Source organism: Terasakiella sp. 4MB5A, assembly GCF_050058155.1.
Classification (GTDB): domain Bacteria; phylum Pseudomonadota; class Alphaproteobacteria; order Rhodospirillales; family Terasakiellaceae; genus Terasakiella; species Terasakiella halodenitrificans.
This window is the reverse complement of record NZ_CP188815.1, coordinates 1,573,708-1,592,900: the sequence shown is the minus strand read 5'-3', so window position 1 is coordinate 1,592,900 and position 19,193 is coordinate 1,573,708. Positions and strand designations below refer to the sequence as shown.

Below are 19,193 nucleotides of genomic sequence, written 5' to 3'. Positions count from 1 at the left end.
ATTACCCCATAAACAAACTGCCTGACTGTTTTAATGGGGGCAATTGGAGGTTTGCCTCTTTGTTCGTCAAACACACCACCACGGAACGTGCCAGTTGATGCAGGCAATTCACCAAGGGAGAAGCGCCCTTTTCTGTCAATAGATCCAATTGCAAGAGGCTGACGAGCGCGCGTTTATATTCCGGCGTTAATTCTTCTGTCTGAGGGGCGATTTTCGCAACCTTGCCATCCACGATGGGGCGAAACGGTTCCATCAAATCATCAACCAAAGCAAAGGCATTGACCTGACTTTTATGATGTAACCCCAAGGCCGGATGTAGACCTGCTGCAACGACCGCCCGCGCGGTTGCAGCGCGCAAGATGGTATAGCCGTAATTGAGAAAGGCATTTGGTCCATCCAATGTCCGATCACGGCGAAAATCCTTTCCCATCAAGGCAGGCCAATAATGACGCGCCGCTTGGGCCTCGATATTATCAGGGTCACCAGAACGTACACGTTTTATCAAGGTACCCAGTTCCTGAACTTTATCCGGGTTTGCCCCAGCGCACTCCAGAATATATTTCTGATTTTCAATTTTACGGCGTACGAGATGTTGCCAAAGCCTTTTTCGCCGGGCTTCTGATAGGGCAATTTGGTCACGTAAAATCCCTGCATGACCATAATGGGCCTCCAACGGCAACGTAAGGCCCAAGGGATGCCAGTTTTTACCCGTTGTTACGATAATCACTTTGCGTTCCAGCAAAGCCGACATGATGTTTTTGGACAAGCTGATTTGATGGGCGGACAGGACAAGAGCCGTGATATCATCCAAGGGCACCCGCCCCAATTCAGTTGCACCTTCGTTGACCTTTAAGAACCCGCGAAAAAGCGACAAATGCCGGCCATCTTCGGCAATTTCAACCACACCGCCAATCATGGGGTTCTCCTTTTATTCAAGTAACGCCCGTCAGGGGAAATAAAGATCTGACGCAATCCCTTCTCTCCAAGCGTACTAATAGAAAATAGTTTTTGTGGTGCATCTGCAATGTTATGATGCGCTAATCCAAGGCGCTTGCTTGAAGCATTCAAGTCTGTAACACGCATGATCTGCTCAACCCCACCTTCATAGAATGAAACCATATCTTTTTTAAAAACACGCATGACAAACCGGGCCGCCGGGTGTGGCTTTTGCGTGTTCTTATCGGGTAGATCGGTACCGAATTGGGCACATTCGGCATAATTCCAGAACACCCCTTGCCATGTTTCTTCGCCTTGTTTCCACTTGCCTTTTTTGCCTTTTGGCAAGGCCCATATATCGCAACAGACATAACTATCCGGTGCATAGGCCTTATGCGGGGCGCTTTTAATGGCAATCGCTGACTGGTTTTTAACCAGAATTCGCAAGCGATGAATATTATGTTCCTTGCCAAACGCACTTAAATATTCCGGCAATTTCTTGGCTTGGTCCGTTTTGGATAGGCCATACCAGCCAAGATCGTAAAGATGCTCTTTGATATTGGCCTGTATCAACGGATCACGGATAGCGTCAAGTTCGTTGGGACTGAGAGAAGCAATCGGTTTGCGCGTCACCAGATTATAACCATCGCGGTGCTGGCTTTCAGGCAAAACGCCATAAGATGTTTCGTTAAAATACCGCCCCTGAATGCCGTGATCCTGCTTGTAGGAAATCAGGATGTTATCAAGCTTTTTCTTGAAGTCCTGTCGCAACTGGCCGGGGAGTTCGGGTATTTCCATATGAATACGGTCATCCGCGCCACGTGCACTTAGGCGGGAGACACGCTGCAACACAGACCGGTCACTTAATGCCACGACAAAGGAATCAATGGCATGATGGCGATGATCTTCCCGGCTTTTTCGTCCATCTTCGCCAAGGTTTAAATGCCATTTCCCCCGTAACATTGCCGTCAATCGCCCCGGTGCGGGAACCACATGATCGCTCAGGCAGTTTAAATATTTGCGGGCTGATCGAGCGATATAGGCGTTGTCTGTCATTTGACGCGCAATAAAATCGTTCTCGCCCTCCCATTTTTCCATTGCATCCGCAGCAAAACGCCAGCGTTTGTTTTTGGGCAGACGCGAGGCTCTGTCCAGTATGCCTTCCCAATCAAAATCAGGATGACGGTTGGCACCGAAAGCCTCAAACGGGGAATTATTACCCTTCACCCGGTTTGCCCCTTTGAACGCCAATGTCAGATTAGCCATCGTGTCATCCAATGTACGTGAGAACGGTAGAATATGCTCGATTTCCACCTCGCCATTTACCAGATGATGTCCCGCAATATTCTTACCTGTAAAGACACAACGTCGCGCCATGATGTCTGTGCTTAACTCTTCCCACAGTTTGACCTTTTTCAGATCACGCGCATTAGCCACGCGCCCCTTGGAAATTTCCTGCCACAACGCAGCCAGTTTTTCATTACGCTTGGTGTTCTTTGCAATCTCTTTATTAATTTCGTTACGTTGCTTTGGACCCAGCTTGAGATCACGCGACAGTTCCACATGAATGTCAGCAGGCGCTTCGCCGAAACGATCAATCAAACTGTTGACCAGCACACGTAACTGATTAAGGGCCACATGCACCGTTGGATTGGCAATACGTCCAAAATGTCCTTCAGGGTCGACTTGCGGGTCTTTGCTTGTATCTTCCCCCATAACGGATTGAGAGAGGATTTCGCCGTAATAAGGCAGCTTTTTTCTTTTTTCGACGCTTCCCAAGGCACTATGATGCAAGGGATTTCCTGTTTCATCACACAGCTGCGTGACGGCATCAAAATATTCCAGCCCCTGATCTCGCATAATCGGCAATAGTTCTTCCATGACTTGACGCGACAGGTTAACCGTCATACTGCCAATGGGTAGCTCCGCAAAAGCTTCGGCCTGTTCCGACGTGATTTTATGTTTGCGGATCAGGTGCGGAACTAACTTCTCATCCTCCAACGTGCCGTGCAGATCCTCAAAAATATCATCAAGGGTCTGAGGTGAAATCGTTTCCCACAGGTCTTGAAGCCGTTCATCCGCTTTCATCCAGATCGCGATTTTATGACCATCCAGTTTCTTGCGTTGCTCACTTTCCAGATTAAAACGGTAATCGCGATGGAAAAGAGACTTACCATCCGCGCCCTTTAACTTTCGAATACCGCCCCATGTCACCGTTTTTTGTGTGAGCAGGGTTTGAATAATTGCATCGCGTTGTTCTGGTGTTAACGGATGGCTTTGCAGTTTTTCATCAATCCAGCGCAAATTCCCCACATCCTGATAAATGCGAAACCATTGTGCAATGGGCGTATCACGATGGGCGCGGCGAAATTCAGGTCGCAAAGTACAACGTCCCTTCTCCACCGGACGCAAAGGATGCTGGAAAAGAACACAATTATCGCGCAAACGGTCCCATTCTTCTTCACTCAATTGATGATGGGGAAGCTGTGTATCTTTTAAGGCATTAAATTCTTCCGCATACATAGCACGATCAGGGAACCAATCCGTTCCCTCTTTAAATCGGACGGGTTCACCCGCTTGTAATCTCTGCCATAAAAACTGCCCCAGGGTTTTGTTGCCCAAAGCCTCGCGCAAAGTGCTGATTTGCTGGGCACGTGTCGTTTCTTCCTTGGCTTCGGTGCTCTCTTTACGATTTGATTTAAAGCCACGGCGCAACCCCAGTTGAAAAAGCGCACGTCCTAATTCAAAAGGCGATAAGGGACGTTCCAAACCTTCTGCACGAAGTTGATAGGGATTTAAGTTTTCCAGTGCCCTGCGTTCTTCCTTGTCAGTCGGCATCAATCCTAAATCAATAAGGTAACGCATCATGTAAGCCATGCGATTTTTACCGCGATCTCGATTGCGCCGCATACCGCGCCCCATGCGCCGGGCAACCGCCAAGCTATCCCCGACACGCCCGCCCTTTGCCGGTTCGCGGCTGTCTGGAAAGATGCGTACCCCCATGTCTAAAAGAGAAAAACGTTCCAATCCTTCTTTTGCCGGATCAATTGTTAATGCTGTCCAGCCAATCGAATTCGTTCCTAAATCAAGCCCCAAACGGTACCCCATATCGCCCTCTTTTTGTTTATTAAATCACATTCTATGCAATCTAAAGATAAACGAAGCTATTGACAATGCCATAAAATGGAGGGAATATAAGGACAGCTTTTTAGAAAATGCGGTCATCCCGTTAACAAGGATGATTCCAAAAAATTAAAGGTAGGCTCCGGCCTACCTTTTTTCATTATAAACACAGATTGTAACTTTTACTAAAATAGCTTTAACAATCTTTGGTCCCGTCCCTGTAAAGTGGAGAGTACTTTCTGTTAGATTGAGATCAACAGGAGGCACAAATGAATCTCAAAAAAATTACATGCGTTTAAATCATAAGCTATCCAGCTTGCCTTAACCAGTAGACTGACACGCAAAGAAGTGGCTGCGGATCTTGTGTCCACTCTCAATAAATGGGTTGCCCTGTATAAACATGATGACTTGATAGCAAGATGATGTTCAAAAAGAATTAGCTCGTCTTCGTAAAGAGAACCGTATTTTGAAGGAGGAACGGGAGATTAAAAAAAGTTGACGGTCTCACCCACCGTCCCGGCTTGCTGGGGTCTTTGCCAGCCAAAAGCGGTGAGATATGAATTTATCAATGCAAAGAAGACAGAACATTCTATTACCTTGATGAGCAAAGCCTTCAACGCCGCCGAGGAGACATTCTTTAAATCATTGAAGGCTAAACTCGTTTGGCGGACAACTTTTTAAACCAGAGATCAAGCGGGAAAAGACTTGTTCAAATACATCAACAAATTTTACAATCACAAACGTCGACATTCATACTTGGAAAATATTAGTCCCATGAAGTTTGAAATGAAGACTGCATAACAGAGTAAAGTATCCTTCCACTTTGGTGCAGCGTGTCCAGTTCCCATTTTTTTATCATTGCGGTAGGGTTTAATCTTGATGAGTTCTGGACAGATCAACCTATAACAACACCATTTCACATAGATCATCAGAGATTTGAAAGGCTGTATCTGTCATATTTTCAATATCAGAAACGCTCAGTCCCGGTGCATATTCGCGCAAAATCAGACCTGTTTCCACTACATCAAAGACCGCCTTCTCAGTCACAATGGTTTTGACACATTTTGATCCGGTCAAAGGCAAGGTGCAACGTTCCTTAATTTTCGGCGTACCGTTCTTTTCCGTATGATTAATGGCCGCAATCACTTTTTGTGTGCCATAACACAAATCCATCGCCCCGCCGATACCGGGCCACCATTTTCCGTTGCGTTTCACCGCCCAGTTGGCCAAATTTCCCTGTGCATCCACTTCCAGACCACCCAGAATAGTGACATCAATATACCCTTTGCGCATCGCCCCAAGTGATGTTGTCAGATCCATAATGGACGCACCAGGATTTAGCGTAATCGGTTCACAGCCCGCATTGGTTATGTCACCATCAGCCTGATCAAAGGCAGGTTTCGGCCCAAACCCGAACGCGCCGTTTTCCGTGTGGAAAATCACATTCACCCCGTCAGGAAGATAGTTTGCCGTCTGCGTCGGAATACCAAGTCCCAGATTAACGACTTCTCTGTCCCGTAGTTCCAACGCCGCACGACGTGCAATAATTTCACGGGCATTCATTGTGTTAAAATCCAGTGTTTGCATGGTCATTCTCTCCCCTTATGCTGCTGGCGTTGTCAGCTTGCCCGCCTGTACCCAACGTTTACGGTAAATATCTTGTTGTGCCTCAAGACTGTGGCCCTGCACCACCGCATCCACAAACGGCCCCGGGCAGCCCACATCCGTCGGTTCTATGGTGCCAACAGGAACAATCTCGTTTACTTCAACAATCGTAAAATCTCCGGCCATGGCAATATCGCGTTGATTTTGACGACTGGTGAAGCGAAATTCCACATTCCCCAGCTCATCTGCCCTCCAGCCTTTGATGATTGACACATCCGCACTCAGCGCTTCTTCAATAAAGAAATCCTGTCCGTTGACAGTCACTTTCGATTTCGGTTCATCCAAATCAGGAAAAAGCCCTTCTTCATCTAAAATACCAACCCCGACTGGCACCAGCACACCGCCTAGACCATGCCCACCTGCCCGGACTTTTTCCGCCCATGTCCCCATGGGTAAATACTGTTTCACCAACATACGATCTTCAAGATAAGCAAGACTTGATTCTGGGGTTGTTCCAACATGGGTGGAGATCAATTCCTTCACTAATCCTACACCAAATAATTGCGATTTTCCAAAATCACCGCCTGCAAACCCCGGTGTGTTTGTAATAAGGGTCAAGTCTTTGACCTTTTGTTCCAGCAACCAGTCAATGCAGCACAATGGCTCACCTGCGCCAACAAATTCCCCGATCATGATCCGTGCGCCATCCTTGATTTTGGACATAGCTTCACCGATCGCCATAACCTTGTTGTTATGAACGCTCATTAATTCCTCCCTACAGGATAATGTTATTTTATGCCTTGTTTTTTATGCTAGCTGTCCAGAAAGCTCTGAATGCGCTCAATCTGTTCTGCGACATTCATCGCTGGCGCATGGCCGACCCCTTCAACTTCATAAAGTTCGCAATTTTTGTTATTTTCCAGCATCGTATCGCGGGTTTCTGCGGACAGGAGATCCGTTTCAGCCCCACGGATCAGTAACATCTTGCATTCAATGCTGTTAAAGTAATCCCACTGATCATAATCATTGGGATGGGCGATAAATTGACGCACCATCTTCGGATCATAATGCATGGTGACTGTACCATCGGGATTGCGACGCACGGATGTTTCTGCCATCAAACGCCATTGATCGTCCGTCAAATAACCATAAGGTTTATAGATCGTGCGCAAGCCCTTTTCCAATTCACTGACACTCTGATACACAGGTGGATTACCCGCATAGGTCAAAATACGCTCAATCGCAGACGGTTCAATTTTTGGCCCCATATCGTTCAAGACAAGATGGGTCATATTGTCACGCATTGTGGTTGCCGCCAGACGAATGCCCAGTGCCGCCCCCATAGACGTGCCAATCCATTTATACGTTTGAAATCCAAAGTGAGCACAGAGATCGCTTGCGATTTTGCCATAAAAATCCAGACAATATTGCGTGTCCGGTTGAACCGCCCATTGTGACAGGCCGCGTCCAATCGTATCTGGTGCGATGATGTGATAGCGTTCAGCCAGAACCTGTGCCAACGGATCAAAATCACGACCCGTACGCGCGAGGCCATGCCACATGACCATTTTTTCCGCGTTACCTTTGCCCCATTCCGTGACGTGAACTTCACGCCCCTGACAGGTGATATAATGTGAAACGGGTGTCTGCGTCATGTTTTTGCCTTTCTTAATCGACCAACAATACCTGTCGGGAAGAAATAAACCGAGAGAATGAAAAGGATACCAAACCACAACAACCAACGGTCCGGATGGATCAATTCCGGCAGCAAGGGCAGGCCCATTGCACTAAATTGATCGGAAGCCACTTTCATCAATTCCTGCAGGTAGTTCTGCGCCATAATGAACAAAGTCGACCCGATAACCGCACCATAAAGGGTCCCCATACCGCCAATTACCACCATTAACAGGATATCGACCATGATATTGAGGCTAAGCGTCGTGTCCGGTCCGGTATATTTCAACCATATTGCCATCAAACTGCCTGCCAATGCGGCGACCCCGGCAGCCAGACAATTTGTTGCTGTGCGATAAATCACGGTACGATAGCCAATCGCTTCGGCACGAAATTCATTTTCACGGATTGCCTGTAGCACACGCCCGAACGGTGAATTCACCACCCGCAACATGAATAGGAACAACCCGAACGAGATAAACAGGATAGAATAATAAAGCAGCAGCTTCCCGTTAATCTGCACACCAAAGATTTTATCCTGAACCAGCTTAAACGCCGGAGATAACTCGCGCGGGATGGAATAGGTCAAACCATCTTCACCACCGGTAAATTGATAAAGCTGAGACACCAGTAACGTAAAGGCACTGGCGACCGCCAATGTCACCATGGCAAAAAAGATCGCCTTCACCCGCAGGCTGAATAAACCAATGAGAAACGCCAAGAAGACAGAACAGACAAACCCCAAAAGCGTCCCGATAACAATGCCTTCGTAGCTACGCCCCATTTCATTGAGCGTAATCGCTACCCCATAAGCACCAATACCAAAAAACATGGTATGGGCAAAAGACACAATACCTGTATAGCCCAACAACAAGTCATAGCTGGCGACAAGAACAATAAAAATGGCAATCCGCATTGCCGTTTCCATTGAACGTGAGCCAGGGAACAGCCATGGTGTCAGCACAAGTCCTGCCACGATCACCACCAACAACAAGGTCAGCATTTTTGAACGCGGAAAGTCACCGGAGAAAATATAAGAAAACATCAATCAGGCCCCCTATCGACTTTTATTGACCGGCAGCAATCCTTCCGGACGCCACATCAGAATAAGGACCATCAACAGAATGTTGGACCCCAACGCCACTTTCGGCACCAGATAGCCCGTGTAGTTCGCCAGCAAGCCAACCATTAAGGCACCGATAAAGCACCCTTCCACGGACCCAAGCCCCCCGATAATGACAACGATAAAGATCAGGATCATGACATTCATGCCCATATGTGCCGTCACGACTTCTTCATAAAGCCCCCATAACACACCACCAAATCCAGCCAAGGCCGAACCTGCGACAAAAACCAAAATAAAGACCATGGAAATACGATAACCCAGCGCACTGACCATTTCGCGATTTTCCACACCTGCGCGGATCACAAGCCCCAGACGGGTGCCATTCAGTGTCCAGCGCATGGCAAAGAAAATGATCAAGCCCAGAACAACCGCTAACAGACGGAACTTTTCAATCGCAATTGTACCAAAGGTGAAAGACCCCTGCAGCGCCAACGGACGTAGAATGGTAATTTCATCCGGTCCCCACAGCACATATATCAATTGTTCGGTCACAATCAGACCGCCCATCGTAATCAAAATCTGTTTCAGGTGATCCCCATACACAGGTTTGACAATCACCCGTTCAAAGACATAGCCGGCAAGCCCGGTCAAGCCCATCGCGGCCACGACAGCCAGCAAAATCGCCGCAATATTCAAAAAGGCAATGTCGGCCCCGGTCCACCCCGGCAACATCAGTAACACTGAAATACCAGCAAAGGCCCCAAGCGAAATAAATGCCCCGTGACCAAAGTTCAACACATCCATCAGGCCGAAAACCAACGTCAGGCCCGAAGCCATAACGAAAATCATCATTCCCATCGCCAATCCGGCAAGGGTCAAGGTCACCCATGTATCCATCTGACCGATCAAGGCCAGTGCCCCCAGCGAGACAATCGCCGTCGCCAATAAAGGCAGGTTCCGTTCGGACAGAACCGAAAATTTTGGCGCGCTTGATGCGCTCAACCCGTTCTCGTTCGTACTCATTGATGTGCCCCCATACTCAGGCCCAGCAGTTGTTCCTGCAACTGTTCATTTTCGGCCAAATCAGACATTTTGCCACTATGAACAACCCGTCCATCATCCATGACACAGACGGTGTCACCGATGGTTTTTGCCATTTGAAAATTCTGCTCCACCATCAAGATTGTGGTGTCGGTTTGTTTCAATTCTATAAAGGCTTCGGTCAACGCACCAATGATTGCCGGGGCCAAACCTTTGGTCGGCTCATCCACCAACAGCAAACTACTGGGTTCAATTACCGCCCGTGAAATTGCCAGCATCTGTTTCTGCCCACCGGACAGGTTACCCGCCGGCCAGTTCCAGAATTTTTTCATCGCTGGAAAGAGCTGAAAAATCCAGTCGAGGCGTGTTTCATCCATATCGCCTGTACGCGCCGCCAGTATCATATTTTCTTTGACACTCAGTGCAGAAAAGATACCCATATCTTCCGGCACGTAGGAAATACCGCCTTTGGCGATATCGTGAGTTTCCTTTTTCGTAATATCATTACCGTTAAAGGTCACACGGCCTTGGCTTGCCTGCCACAATCCCATGATCGTGCGCATAGTCGTCGTTTTACCCGCACCGTTTCGCCCCAGCAACATAGTGACCCCCCCACGCGGAACAGCCATATCCACCCCTTGCAGAATGTGATAGTGCCCAATGTGGGTATGTACACCTTGTAAATTTAGACAAAGTTGATCAGACATGATCGGCAACTCCTGTCCCTAAATAAGCTTCCTGTACAATCGGGGAGGACATAACCTCTTTTGGTTCGCCATCAGCAACCAGAAATCCGTTGTGAAGGACAATAATGCGATCCGCCAATGAATGGATCACATCCATTTTATGTTCCACCATCAAGACCGTTTTGTTTTTATCAGCCTTAATCTCGTGGATCAGGTCCAGAATGACGGGTACTTCATCCACACTCATCCCTGCGGTCGGTTCGTCAAACATAAGAACGTCATGTTCAAGGGCCAGCATCAGGGCGACTTCAAGTTTACGCTGTCCGCCATGCGGTAATGTCGCAGCCACGACATCAGCCTGCTCAAACAAACCGACACGAGCGAGAAAATGATCCGCCTTTTCGTTTAGTTCACGATGACGATCTGCCATCATAAAAATATTCAAACCGATCCCGGCACGGCTTTGTACCGCCAAGCGCACATTTTCACGCACGGTAAGGTTTGAAAACAGATTGGTCAGTTGAAATGCACGGGCCAATCCTTTGTGCGTGCGTTCGGAAACGGGCAAGGAGGTAATATCCTCCTCGTTCAGGAACGCGTGCCCTGCCGTGGCTTTTAACTGACCGGAGATCAGGTTGAAAAAGGTTGTCTTTCCGGCACCGTTGGGACCTACAATTGCAGTCAATGTGCCGCGTTGAAATTCTGCCGTGACGTTATTGACCGCCACATGACCGCCGAAACGAACGGTCAGACCGTCAGTGCGCAGGACGGGATGTTCTTGACCTGTCATCGAATTTTTCCAAAGTTAGAAAAAAGGGAAGAAAGAGGAAAACGCGTGGGTCAGGCGCCCTCCTCTTTCTGGGGAGTGACACAATGGTCGTCTTAGTTGCGGATGGGAACGTTCATTTCCTCAAGCGAGATTTCACGCACCAATTCCGGGATAGCCCATTCCACATTCGGATCAACTTTCAGCTTGAAGTGATACATGGATTGCAAGGCTTGATGATCTTCTTTGCGGAACATCATTTTGCCTTTCGGTGTCTCAAACTCCATACCTTCCATGGCTGAAATAAGATCATCCGTATCAGTTGAACCGGCTTTTTTAAGCGCAGCAACAACGGCCATGCCCGCTGTCATACCACCGGCGGTGAAAAAATCTGGCGGGCTGTCAAAACGTTTATTATGTTCGCTCACCAGCCACTTGTTCGCATCATTTTGTGGAATATCATGGTAATAGTAAGTCGCACCTTCCATCCCCGGCAGCGGCTTTAACGCCTTCATAACCGCCAGAATGTTGCCCCCTGTAGCCAGTTCAATATTGAAACGTTCCGGGTTCATGGCCTTAATCTTACCCATCGGGTTCCCGGCACCTGCCCAGATCACAAAAATAATTTTGCGCCCTTCTTCTTTATCCAACGCATCAAACAGACGTTGTGCAGACGCCGTGAAATCTTTGGTATCGCGCGGGGCATATTCTTCAAAGACCAAATCGGCCCCTGTGTTTTGCAAGGCTTCTTTAAAGGCGGCAACACCGTCACGGCCAAAAGCATAATCTTGCGCCAATGTGGCAATTTTCACACCGTCCTGCCCCAGTGCAACCGCGTTGGCAATTGCATCTTGTGACGAGTTACGACCCGTGCGGAAAATATAACGGTTCCATTTCTCGCCTGTAATGGAATCAGCAACAGCGGGTTCGACCAGCAACAGCTTTTCATATTCTTGCGCAACCGGCAACATGGCAAGCGCCACACCTGAAGACACCGGACCGACCGCCAAGTCAGCTTCGTCATCGGCATAGGCTTCTGCCAGCAGGGCTTTACCCAGATCCGGTTTGAGTTGGGTATCTTTTTCAATGACTTCAATTTTGCGACCATTTACTTCCATGGTCCCACCTGTGGCATATTCCAGCCCCATCATCAATCCCGTGTGAGATTGTTTGGCATAAGCCTCATACGGGCCTGTCTTCCCATACACATGGGCAATCTTGATCGGGTCAGCAGCTTGTGCTTGAACGCTTAGACCTACGGCGCAGGCCAGCGCCACGGCAAAATGTGGCAACTTCATTTTAGGCTCCCTATTAAATAATATTTTTATGACTATCCCCTTAAAGGCAAAAGGTGTGCCAGATTTAAAAAAGAGCCCATATCTGCCATTTTGTCACCGAGATACAGATTTGAAGCATTGTTCAATTGCTCCCAAACTGTCCGGATCATCAGACAGTCACCTTGAATAAACATTATAAACAATTGTTTTAATTGGATTTAAAAATGGATGTCCAAAAATCATACACTGGTATATTGTCCGGTTAATCAGACAGTATGCCAAAAGAGGTCAGCTTTTCATAAAACTGTGCGCGAGAAATCCCCAACCTTTTTGCCGCTCTGGATTTCACATTATTTTCTTCCGCCAAGGCTTTAATTAAAGCCTGACGTTCAATGTCAGCCAAAACCTCTTTCAACTTCTTGCCTTCCGGCAGCGGATCAAATCCCGCATTATCAGTCACGGCCTGAATATGCTTCTGGCGTTTTGCAAGACTGGGAATTAGTTCGATAATGTGAGTTTCATCCAGTATATCATCATCAAAGCGCGCGCAGGCCTGATCCAATATATTGCGCAGTTCGCGAACATTTCCGGGCCAGTCATACAGCTTCAAAAGCTCAACTGCTTCATCTGCTAAAGTCGGCGTAGGCTGGCCTGTTGCTTCCCCAATATGATCCAGCAACACATCACATAAGCGCGGTAAGTCCGACGGCCGTTCTTTTAAAGATGGCACGATTAAAGGCACGACATTTAAACGATAATAAAGGTCGGCACGAAAGTCCCCATTTTGCACCATTTCCTCAAGATTTCGACTGGTCGCACTAATGACACGCACATCAACCGATTGCACCTTGTTTGATCCAACAGGTTCCAGCTCCCCTTCCTGCAGCACACGCAACAGCTTGGGTTGCAGGCTGGCAGGCATATCACCAATTTCATCCAGAAACAGCGTCCCGCCATCTGCCAATTGAAACTTGCCCAGACGATCTTTTTTAGATGCCCCTGTGTAAGCGCCCGAGGCCGTACCGAACAATTCAGCTTCCAACAACCCTTCGGGTATGGCTGATACATTAATTCGAACCATTGACGCTTTGGAACGTGCTGATGTGTGATGGATTGCGTGAGCCAAAAGCTCTTTCCCCGTCCCTGTCGCGCCCAATAACAAGACCGGAACATCACGTTCTGCGGCACGGCGCGCCTGACGTTTCAACTCCTGAACCCCTTTGGCATTTCCGACAAAGTTTGAAAAACGGTATTTTGCCTGACGGGTGGCTGCCAGTTCTTTTTCCGCCCTTTTCAAATCATTCTGCATATTCTGAAAGCGTGAAACCAACGGCTTAAGAGCATTCAAGCGATCAAATAGAATAACCCCCATCGCCCCAACGATTTGATCATTATCATCACTTAAAGGAATACGTGAAATCGTGATTTGGCGTTCGCCCAGATCGACAATATCAATCAGGTCCGGCTGGCCCTTTTCAATGACCCGCTTCATATCCGTATGAGGCAAAATATCTACCAAATCACGGCCTTCTAGTGGTTCTGTCCCATTCCAACCAATCAAGGCCTTGAATTTGTCATTCATCCAGATAAGCCTGCACGACGTATCCACAGCAAACGCCCCTTCGTAAAGATCATCAAAGACCTTTACAAGCGTGCGTGCGGCTTTTAACCGGATTTCGCCCTCAATATTTGGTTGTTCGACTTTTTTCAGTCGAAAGAAAAACTGGAACGGATCCGCCATCTTACAGTCTCTTTGCGCCTACCTGTTTATAATTATATGTTTTTAAATGCAAATACCGCGCCACATTACGTCCACGTTCTAAACAAAGTCCATGCATTTTTACATCACAGCTTTAAAATGGCGCTTATACTCATAATTCCATGAAATAGTATTAAGAGGTATCCCGTTCTTTCTGTTATATTATAAATATGTCAATTGCCCTGCACAATCACATATGATGTAAGGCTATTTGCGTGACAGGGGAGTGGGGAAAATGCCGAATTCTGTTCCTGTACAAAATATGACTGCTTGGCACGCTAAACCGGCGGATGCCGTGATCCTTGAACTTCAAAGCACTTCGTCTGGATTGACCGATGAAGAGGCCGCAAATCGCTTGGCTGAGTATGGCCCCAACCGCTTACCACAAGCGGCAAAGCGCCATCCTATAATGCGTTTTCTTCTACAGTTTCACAATATCCTGATTTATGTCTTGCTGGGATCGGCTGTAATTACAGCGTTTCTGGGACACTGGTTGGATATGGGCGTTATTCTCGCTGTTGTCCTCACCAATGCGATCATCGGTCATATTCAGGAAGGCAAGGCAGAAAAAGCGATGGATGCCATCCGCCAAATGCTCGCCCCACGTGCAAATATTATTCGCAACGATGAGCGCACCAGCGTGGCCGGGGAAGCTTTAGTTCCTGGCGATATCGTCCTGTTGGAGGCCGGTGACAAGGTTCCAGCCGATCTGCGCTTATTGCGCGCCCATGGCCTGACAGTACAGGAAGCCATCCTGACCGGAGAATCTGTACCAGTGGAAAAAAGTACTGCGCCGGTAACGGGAGAGGTCACACTGGGGGATCGCACCTGTCTGGCCTTTTCCGGCACATTGGTGGCAGCGGGGCAGGCCAAAGGCATTGTCATTGCGACCGCTGGCGAGACTGAAATAGGACGTATTAGCGGACTGTTGTCTAATGTAGAAAAACTCACGACACCACTCGTGGCACAAATGGCGGTTTTTGCCAAATGGCTGACAGTGTTTATCCTGTTGGCTGCAACCATTTTGCTGGCGTTCGGCTACGCCGTCGCTCATTATGATTTTACCAGTATATTCATGGCAGTGGTCGGCCTGTCTGTTGCCGCGATTCCCGAAGGTTTACCCGCTGTTTTAACGATTTCATTGGCCATCGGGGTGCAGAGTATGGCACGACGCAACGCCATTGTGCGCCGACTACCGGCCATTGAAACATTAGGATCGGTGTCGGTAATCTGTTCGGATAAAACCGGAACCTTGACACGCAATGAAATGCTGGTGGTTTCAGCCCTGATCAATAAACATCACTTTACCATTGAGGGGGAAGGTTACGCCCCCGAAGGTATTTTGAAACTGGCAGATATTGCGGTTTCCCCGATGCAACATAGCGCACTGGAAGAAATCGCACGCGCGGCTGTCCTGTGCAACGATGCGGCTTTGCGTGAACGCGATAATGTCTGGACAGTAGAAGGTGATCCGATGGAAGGGGCCTTACTGGCCTTGGCCGGGAAAATGGATGTTTGTGCCCGCAGTGAACAAGCCACATGGACGCGCACTGATGCTATTCCTTTTGATTCCAAACATCGTTTTATGGCGACTTTGAACCATGACCATGATGGCCATGCTTTTATCTTTGTCAAAGGTGCCCCGGAAGAAGTGTTGGCCATGTGCCGTGATCAACGTGGAGATAACGGCCAGATTGAACAACTGGACAAAACCGACTGGCTGAAAAAAGCCGATGCCATTGCCGGGCAAGGCCAACGGGTACTGGCCTTTGCGCTTAAATCTGTACAGCCAGAACATACGGTTCTGGAGTATGACGATATTAATGGGCATTTAACTTTGCTGGGTATGGTGGGGATGATCGACCCACCCCGCCCCGATGCGGTCGCCGCTGTCGCTGAATGCCGTTTAGCCGGTATTCGGGTAAAGATGATTACCGGGGATCACGTCCAGACGGCCTGTGCAATCGGCAGGCAAATCGGTCTTGAAAATGCAGAACGGGTTCTCAGCGGTGCCGACCTTGATAATATGTCGGATGCGGACCTGAAACAGGCCGTACTGGATTGCGATATCTTTGCACGTACCAGTCCAGAACATAAACTGCGTCTGGTCATGGCCCTGCAATCGCATGACATGACAGTGGCGATGACCGGAGACGGGGTAAATGATGCCCCAGCCTTAAAACGCGCGGACGCCGGGATTGCCATGGGACAGAAAGGGAGCGAAGCCGCGAAAGAAGCTGCTGAAATTATTCTGGCTGATGATAATTTTGCCTCCATCGCTGCGGCGGTACGTGAAGGGCGTACCGTCTATGACAATATCAAAAAAGTAATCAGTTGGACTTTGCCGACAAATGGGGGCGAAGCCATGACGATTGTGGTTGCCTTGCTTTTGGGAATGACCCTGCCCATTACACCCATTCAGATTTTATGGGTCAACCTGATTACAGCAGTGACCTTGGGGATTGCATTGGCGTTTGAACCAACAGAAGAAAACACCATGCGCCGCCCCCCGCGCCCGCGTGATGAGGCGCTGTTACAAGGCCATCTGGTCTGGCATATCATACTGGTTTCAACCTTGTTCATATGCGGGGTGTTTGGGATGTATCATTATGCGATCGAACAAGGATATTCGGTTGAACTGGCGCGAACCATTGCCTTGAATACCTTGGTGGTTATGGAAATTTTCCATCTTTTCTTCATCCGCAATATTCACGGCACATCGTTGACATGGAAAGCTGTCCGAGGGACGAAAATGGTCTGGCTAGTAATTACGATTGTGACTATGGCTCAGTTTGCCATGACCTATCTACCCATTTTACAAACCATTTTTGCGACACAGCCTATTCCTTTCTGGGACGGAGTGTTGATTATCGGTGTGGGGGTAACCTTGTTTGTATTGATCGAAACGGAAAAACAAATCCGCTTGCGATTGCAAAGTCCCTGCCTTCCGAAATCTACGCACAAACCTTAATCAGGTGAGGCCGTGGCAAACGATATTCTGGATATATCTGCTTTTTTAAGCTCGGAAAGCGCATCTGCAACCAATTGATATGGCAGGTCAGCATCTGCGCCTAATCGGACAACCATTTTCTCTCCCTTACTCTCCTTAACAGCCTTAAGGGCGTGCATCAGGTCTGCTTTGTGATAAATCACCCCATCCAATTCAAACTGGTTATTGGCTCTGACAATCAATGACGCGACAATTGGTTCATTTTCCGGGGCACCATTGGCTTTGGGTAAGTTCACCCTTAACGCCTGCGACATAATAGGCGCCGCCACAATAAAGATCACCAACAGTACCAACATCACATCAACCAAAGGGGTTACATTGATTTCAGACAGAGGCTGATCTGGATCTGATCCATTTCCACCAAGTGCCATATCAACCTCCCCTGCCCCAATGATTAACGATCCGAACCGCATTGCCATCAATCAAGGCATTTAATCGACGCAGTTTACGAAGCAAGAAATTATAGCCAATCACCGCAGGAATAGCGGCCATTAAACCCACAGCAGTTGCCACCAATGCTTCGGCGACAGGTCCGGCAATCATATCCATTGAAATCTGCTCAACACCACCCAAGGCTTGCAAAGCGTGCATGATCCCCCAGACCGTACCGAATAATCCGATAAAGGGGGCCGAATTGCCAATAGTTGCCAACAAAGTCAGCCCACTTTCCAAATCCAGTTTTTTCTCGCGTAAAATCTGCCCGGCAAATTCATTCAATTCCGACAACTCCGCATGATCGGGAAGTTCTTCCGCTAGATGAACAGAGGGTACATGCGCCGGGTGATGTAAAACAAGGGTCCGGGGGGAATTTGACCCCAAAAGATATTGGCGGACAAGCCTTTCAAATTTCGAAATATTTTTAAATTGAAAAACCTTCTGGATCATCATTGTCCAACTCGCCAATGACAACAGGACCAATATTATAAAAACGCTACGAATAATCCAGTCGGCCTCACTCCACCAGGCAAACCAGGACATATCAGTTCCAGACATTTAGAAACTTCCTTTCATTTTGCGTTCAATGAGAAGCGAATAGGGACATCGACAACAGCATTGACGGCCTTCAACCCCTTTTGCGCGGGCTGAAATTTCCATTTTTTGACGGTTTCTTTTGCGGCATTATCCAACAAAGCAAACCCTGAAGATTTTTTAATTGATAAAGCAGAGACTAATCCCTTAGCGCTCACAGAAACAGACAGCAGGACAATACCTTCCATCCCTCTTTTGCGTGCCATGCGGGGATAAAATGGTTTTGGATTACGCAGATAAGACACATGCGCATTCGGCGGGATGTACGACAAAGCCGGAGCCGACACCTTCTGTATTTTAACCGGATATTTTTTCACGACAGGCTGTTGAACAGGCTTCTGGGGAGGACGAGCAACTTTTGGCGGGTTTGGCTTCTTCAAGACCATCACCTTAACCCGCGCAATCGGTTCGGTGACCTTCTCGATATTTTTTTCCACGACAATTTCGTCCGGCACCTCCGGTTCCACTGCAACTGTCTTTTCCGGTTCAGGTGGCATTTCCAATGGCTGATCAACGGGGGCCAACTCAGGTACAACAGGCTGAGGCATAACAGTTGGTGACGGTAATTCCACCATTTCAAAACCGCTTAACGGCACGGGTGCCTGTATCTCTGGTTTTGGGATGAAATACAGGGCACCCAAGACCAAGACATGCCCCAAAAGAGCCAAGAACGATGCAAATGGCAACCGGAATTCATGCGCCATAAACGACGGAGAAGTTGCCACTGCCATCATTTTGAAAACCCTCTATACCATTGATCGAGGCGATCCCCATCGACCGCCCCTGTCAGGCTATGTCGCGTTCCATCGGGGTCGACAAGATAAGTCCGGGGCAATTGCCCCCGCCACTTGCGATCCACACTGAAACGAATTTTTTCAATGAATGCATGCGCAAACACCCAAGATTCAAACCTTTGTGGTCCATATTTTGCCAAGGTTCGTCGGATACGTTTCATTTGATCCCACGGGTCCGTGGACACCAATGTCAACATCACATCATCATGTTGTTGTGTAAAATGATCAAACTCAGTCATTTCCGCCAGACAGGGCACGCAATCATATGACCAGAAATTCACGATGAGAGGACGTCCCTTTTCCTTATGCAAAATTTTCTGAAAGCTTGTCTCGTCAAAGGCACGTTCCTGCAAATCAGCCGCACTTGCACGCCCGCCCAGAACAAAAACACAAAGCAAAGAAAGGAGAATAATCTGTTTTTTCATCT

17 protein-coding genes and 1 pseudogene are annotated in these 19,193 nt (G+C 48.1%); 3 read left to right on the top strand and 15 right to left on the bottom strand.

What is annotated here, in order from left to right; genetic code table 11:
* Window position 1 precedes the first annotated feature (1 nt).
* Together cas1 and cas9 are read right to left on the bottom strand one after the other, a co-directional pair.
* Entirely contained in the window at window positions 2-916 is a 915-nt protein-coding gene (gene cas1 / locus ACI0FF_RS07385) for a type II CRISPR-associated endonuclease Cas1 (protein WP_419799465.1), read from the bottom strand.
* Window positions 913-4,044 (bottom strand): type II CRISPR RNA-guided endonuclease Cas9, encoded by a 3,132-nt coding sequence (gene cas9, locus ACI0FF_RS07380; protein ID WP_419799464.1) that lies wholly within the window; start codon window positions 4,042-4,044, stop codon window positions 913-915. The genes cas1 and cas9 overlap by 4 nt, the downstream gene beginning before the upstream one ends.
* Before the next feature lie 324 nt (window positions 4,045-4,368).
* On the opposite strand from cas9, the pseudogene ACI0FF_RS07375 reads away from it, so the two are divergent.
* Window positions 4,369-4,552: pseudogene (locus ACI0FF_RS07375) on the top strand (IS3 family transposase); the annotation flags it as partial.
* Between the two features lie 212 nt (window positions 4,553-4,764).
* Window positions 4,765-4,860, top strand: coding sequence for an IS3 family transposase (locus tag ACI0FF_RS07370; RefSeq protein ID WP_419799463.1), 96 nt, complete (start codon window positions 4,765-4,767; stop codon window positions 4,858-4,860).
* Window positions 4,861-4,959: 99 nt separating this feature from the next.
* On the opposite strand, the gene ACI0FF_RS07365 is transcribed toward ACI0FF_RS07370, so the two are convergent.
* From ACI0FF_RS07365 to ACI0FF_RS07325, 9 genes are all read right to left on the bottom strand, one after another.
* Window positions 4,960-5,652: a 3-oxoacid CoA-transferase subunit B gene (locus ACI0FF_RS07365; protein ID WP_419799462.1), complete on the bottom strand. Its 693-nt coding sequence runs from the start codon at window positions 5,650-5,652 to the stop codon at window positions 4,960-4,962.
* Between the two features lie 9 nt (window positions 5,653-5,661).
* Window positions 5,662-6,429, bottom strand: a complete 768-nt coding sequence (locus ACI0FF_RS07360; RefSeq protein ID WP_419799461.1) for a CoA transferase subunit A — start codon at window positions 6,427-6,429, stop codon at window positions 5,662-5,664.
* A gap of 47 nt (window positions 6,430-6,476) precedes the next feature.
* Window positions 6,477-7,319, bottom strand: coding sequence for an alpha/beta fold hydrolase (locus ACI0FF_RS07355; protein WP_419799460.1), 843 nt, complete (start codon window positions 7,317-7,319; stop codon window positions 6,477-6,479).
* Window positions 7,316-8,383: a branched-chain amino acid ABC transporter permease gene (locus ACI0FF_RS07350; RefSeq protein WP_419799459.1), complete on the bottom strand. Its 1,068-nt coding sequence runs from the start codon at window positions 8,381-8,383 to the stop codon at window positions 7,316-7,318. The genes ACI0FF_RS07355 and ACI0FF_RS07350 overlap by 4 nt, the downstream gene beginning before the upstream one ends.
* Before the next feature lie 12 nt (window positions 8,384-8,395).
* On the bottom strand, window positions 8,396-9,427 hold the full coding sequence (locus ACI0FF_RS07345; protein WP_419799458.1) for a branched-chain amino acid ABC transporter permease: 1,032 nt from the start codon (window positions 9,425-9,427) through the stop codon (window positions 8,396-8,398).
* Window positions 9,424-10,152 carry an ABC transporter ATP-binding protein gene (locus ACI0FF_RS07340; protein ID WP_419799457.1) on the bottom strand — a complete coding sequence of 243 codons (729 nt, stop codon included), beginning with the start codon at window positions 10,150-10,152 and terminating at the stop codon, window positions 9,424-9,426. The genes ACI0FF_RS07345 and ACI0FF_RS07340 overlap by 4 nt, the downstream gene beginning before the upstream one ends.
* Window positions 10,145-10,921, bottom strand: coding sequence for an ABC transporter ATP-binding protein (locus tag ACI0FF_RS07335; RefSeq protein ID WP_419799456.1), 777 nt, complete (start codon window positions 10,919-10,921; stop codon window positions 10,145-10,147). Before ACI0FF_RS07335 ends, ACI0FF_RS07340 begins: the two co-directional genes overlap by 8 nt.
* Before the next feature lie 92 nt (window positions 10,922-11,013).
* Entirely contained in the window at window positions 11,014-12,195 is a 1,182-nt protein-coding gene (locus tag ACI0FF_RS07330) for a substrate-binding domain-containing protein (protein ID WP_419799455.1), read from the bottom strand.
* A gap of 241 nt (window positions 12,196-12,436) precedes the next feature.
* Window positions 12,437-13,915, bottom strand: coding sequence for a sigma-54 interaction domain-containing protein (locus ACI0FF_RS07325; RefSeq protein WP_419799454.1), 1,479 nt, complete (start codon window positions 13,913-13,915; stop codon window positions 12,437-12,439).
* Window positions 13,916-14,168: 253 nt separating this feature from the next.
* On the opposite strand from ACI0FF_RS07325, the gene ACI0FF_RS07320 reads away from it, so the two are divergent.
* Window positions 14,169-16,904 carry a cation-transporting P-type ATPase gene (locus ACI0FF_RS07320; RefSeq protein ID WP_419799453.1) on the top strand — a complete coding sequence of 912 codons (2,736 nt, stop codon included), beginning with the start codon at window positions 14,169-14,171 and terminating at the stop codon, window positions 16,902-16,904.
* On the opposite strand, the gene ACI0FF_RS07315 is transcribed toward ACI0FF_RS07320, so the two are convergent.
* Genes ACI0FF_RS07315 through ACI0FF_RS07300 form a run of 4 tightly spaced genes read right to left on the bottom strand, consistent with a single transcriptional unit; the run spans window position 16,901 to window position 19,191 of the window.
* Window positions 16,901-17,314, bottom strand: a complete 414-nt coding sequence (locus ACI0FF_RS07315) for an ExbD/TolR family protein (protein WP_419799452.1) — start codon at window positions 17,312-17,314, stop codon at window positions 16,901-16,903. The two genes, ACI0FF_RS07320 and ACI0FF_RS07315, sit on opposite strands and share 4 nt — an antisense overlap.
* 1 nt (window position 17,315) lies before the next feature.
* A complete protein-coding gene (locus ACI0FF_RS07310; RefSeq protein WP_419799451.1) occupies window positions 17,316-17,936 on the bottom strand; it encodes a MotA/TolQ/ExbB proton channel family protein in 621 nt (206 codons plus the stop codon).
* 14 nt (window positions 17,937-17,950) lie between these two features.
* The gene (locus tag ACI0FF_RS07305) at window positions 17,951-18,706 is read right to left on the bottom strand and encodes an energy transducer TonB (RefSeq protein ID WP_419799450.1); all 756 of its coding nucleotides are present in this window, start codon (window positions 18,704-18,706) and stop codon (window positions 17,951-17,953) included.
* Complete coding sequence (locus ACI0FF_RS07300; RefSeq protein WP_419799449.1) at window positions 18,703-19,191, bottom strand: TlpA family protein disulfide reductase; 489 nt, start codon at window positions 19,189-19,191, stop codon at window positions 18,703-18,705. Before ACI0FF_RS07300 ends, ACI0FF_RS07305 begins: the two co-directional genes overlap by 4 nt.
* Window positions 19,192-19,193 lie beyond the last annotated feature (2 nt).

What these genes read in the sequence shown, in the direction of transcription:
- cas1 (WP_419799465.1), bottom strand. Translation starts at nt 916, where the DNA reads ATGATTGGCGGTGTGGTTGAAATTGCCGAAGATGGCCGGCATTTGTCG.
- cas9 (WP_419799464.1), bottom strand. Translation starts at nt 4,044, where the DNA reads ATGGGGTACCGTTTGGGGCTTGATTTAGGAACGAATTCGATTGGCTGG.
- ACI0FF_RS07365 (WP_419799462.1), bottom strand. Translation starts at nt 5,652, where the DNA reads ATGACCATGCAAACACTGGATTTTAACACAATGAATGCCCGTGAAATT.
- ACI0FF_RS07360 (WP_419799461.1), bottom strand. Translation starts at nt 6,429, where the DNA reads ATGAGCGTTCATAACAACAAGGTTATGGCGATCGGTGAAGCTATGTCC.
- ACI0FF_RS07355 (WP_419799460.1), bottom strand. Translation starts at nt 7,319, where the DNA reads ATGACGCAGACACCCGTTTCACATTATATCACCTGTCAGGGGCGTGAA.
- ACI0FF_RS07350 (WP_419799459.1), bottom strand. Translation starts at nt 8,383, where the DNA reads ATGTTTTCTTATATTTTCTCCGGTGACTTTCCGCGTTCAAAAATGCTG.
- ACI0FF_RS07345 (WP_419799458.1), bottom strand. Translation starts at nt 9,427, where the DNA reads ATGAGTACGAACGAGAACGGGTTGAGCGCATCAAGCGCGCCAAAATTT.
- ACI0FF_RS07340 (WP_419799457.1), bottom strand. Translation starts at nt 10,152, where the DNA reads ATGTCTGATCAACTTTGTCTAAATTTACAAGGTGTACATACCCACATT.
- ACI0FF_RS07335 (WP_419799456.1), bottom strand. Translation starts at nt 10,921, where the DNA reads ATGACAGGTCAAGAACATCCCGTCCTGCGCACTGACGGTCTGACCGTT.
- ACI0FF_RS07330 (WP_419799455.1), bottom strand. Translation starts at nt 12,195, where the DNA reads ATGAAGTTGCCACATTTTGCCGTGGCGCTGGCCTGCGCCGTAGGTCTA.
- ACI0FF_RS07325 (WP_419799454.1), bottom strand. Translation starts at nt 13,915, where the DNA reads ATGGCGGATCCGTTCCAGTTTTTCTTTCGACTGAAAAAAGTCGAACAA.
- ACI0FF_RS07320 (WP_419799453.1), top strand. Translation starts at nt 14,169, where the DNA reads ATGCCGAATTCTGTTCCTGTACAAAATATGACTGCTTGGCACGCTAAA.
- ACI0FF_RS07315 (WP_419799452.1), bottom strand. Translation starts at nt 17,314, where the DNA reads ATGGCACTTGGTGGAAATGGATCAGATCCAGATCAGCCTCTGTCTGAA.
- ACI0FF_RS07310 (WP_419799451.1), bottom strand. Translation starts at nt 17,936, where the DNA reads ATGTCTGGAACTGATATGTCCTGGTTTGCCTGGTGGAGTGAGGCCGAC.
- ACI0FF_RS07305 (WP_419799450.1), bottom strand. Translation starts at nt 18,706, where the DNA reads ATGATGGCAGTGGCAACTTCTCCGTCGTTTATGGCGCATGAATTCCGG.
- ACI0FF_RS07300 (WP_419799449.1), bottom strand. Translation starts at nt 19,191, where the DNA reads ATGAAAAAACAGATTATTCTCCTTTCTTTGCTTTGTGTTTTTGTTCTG.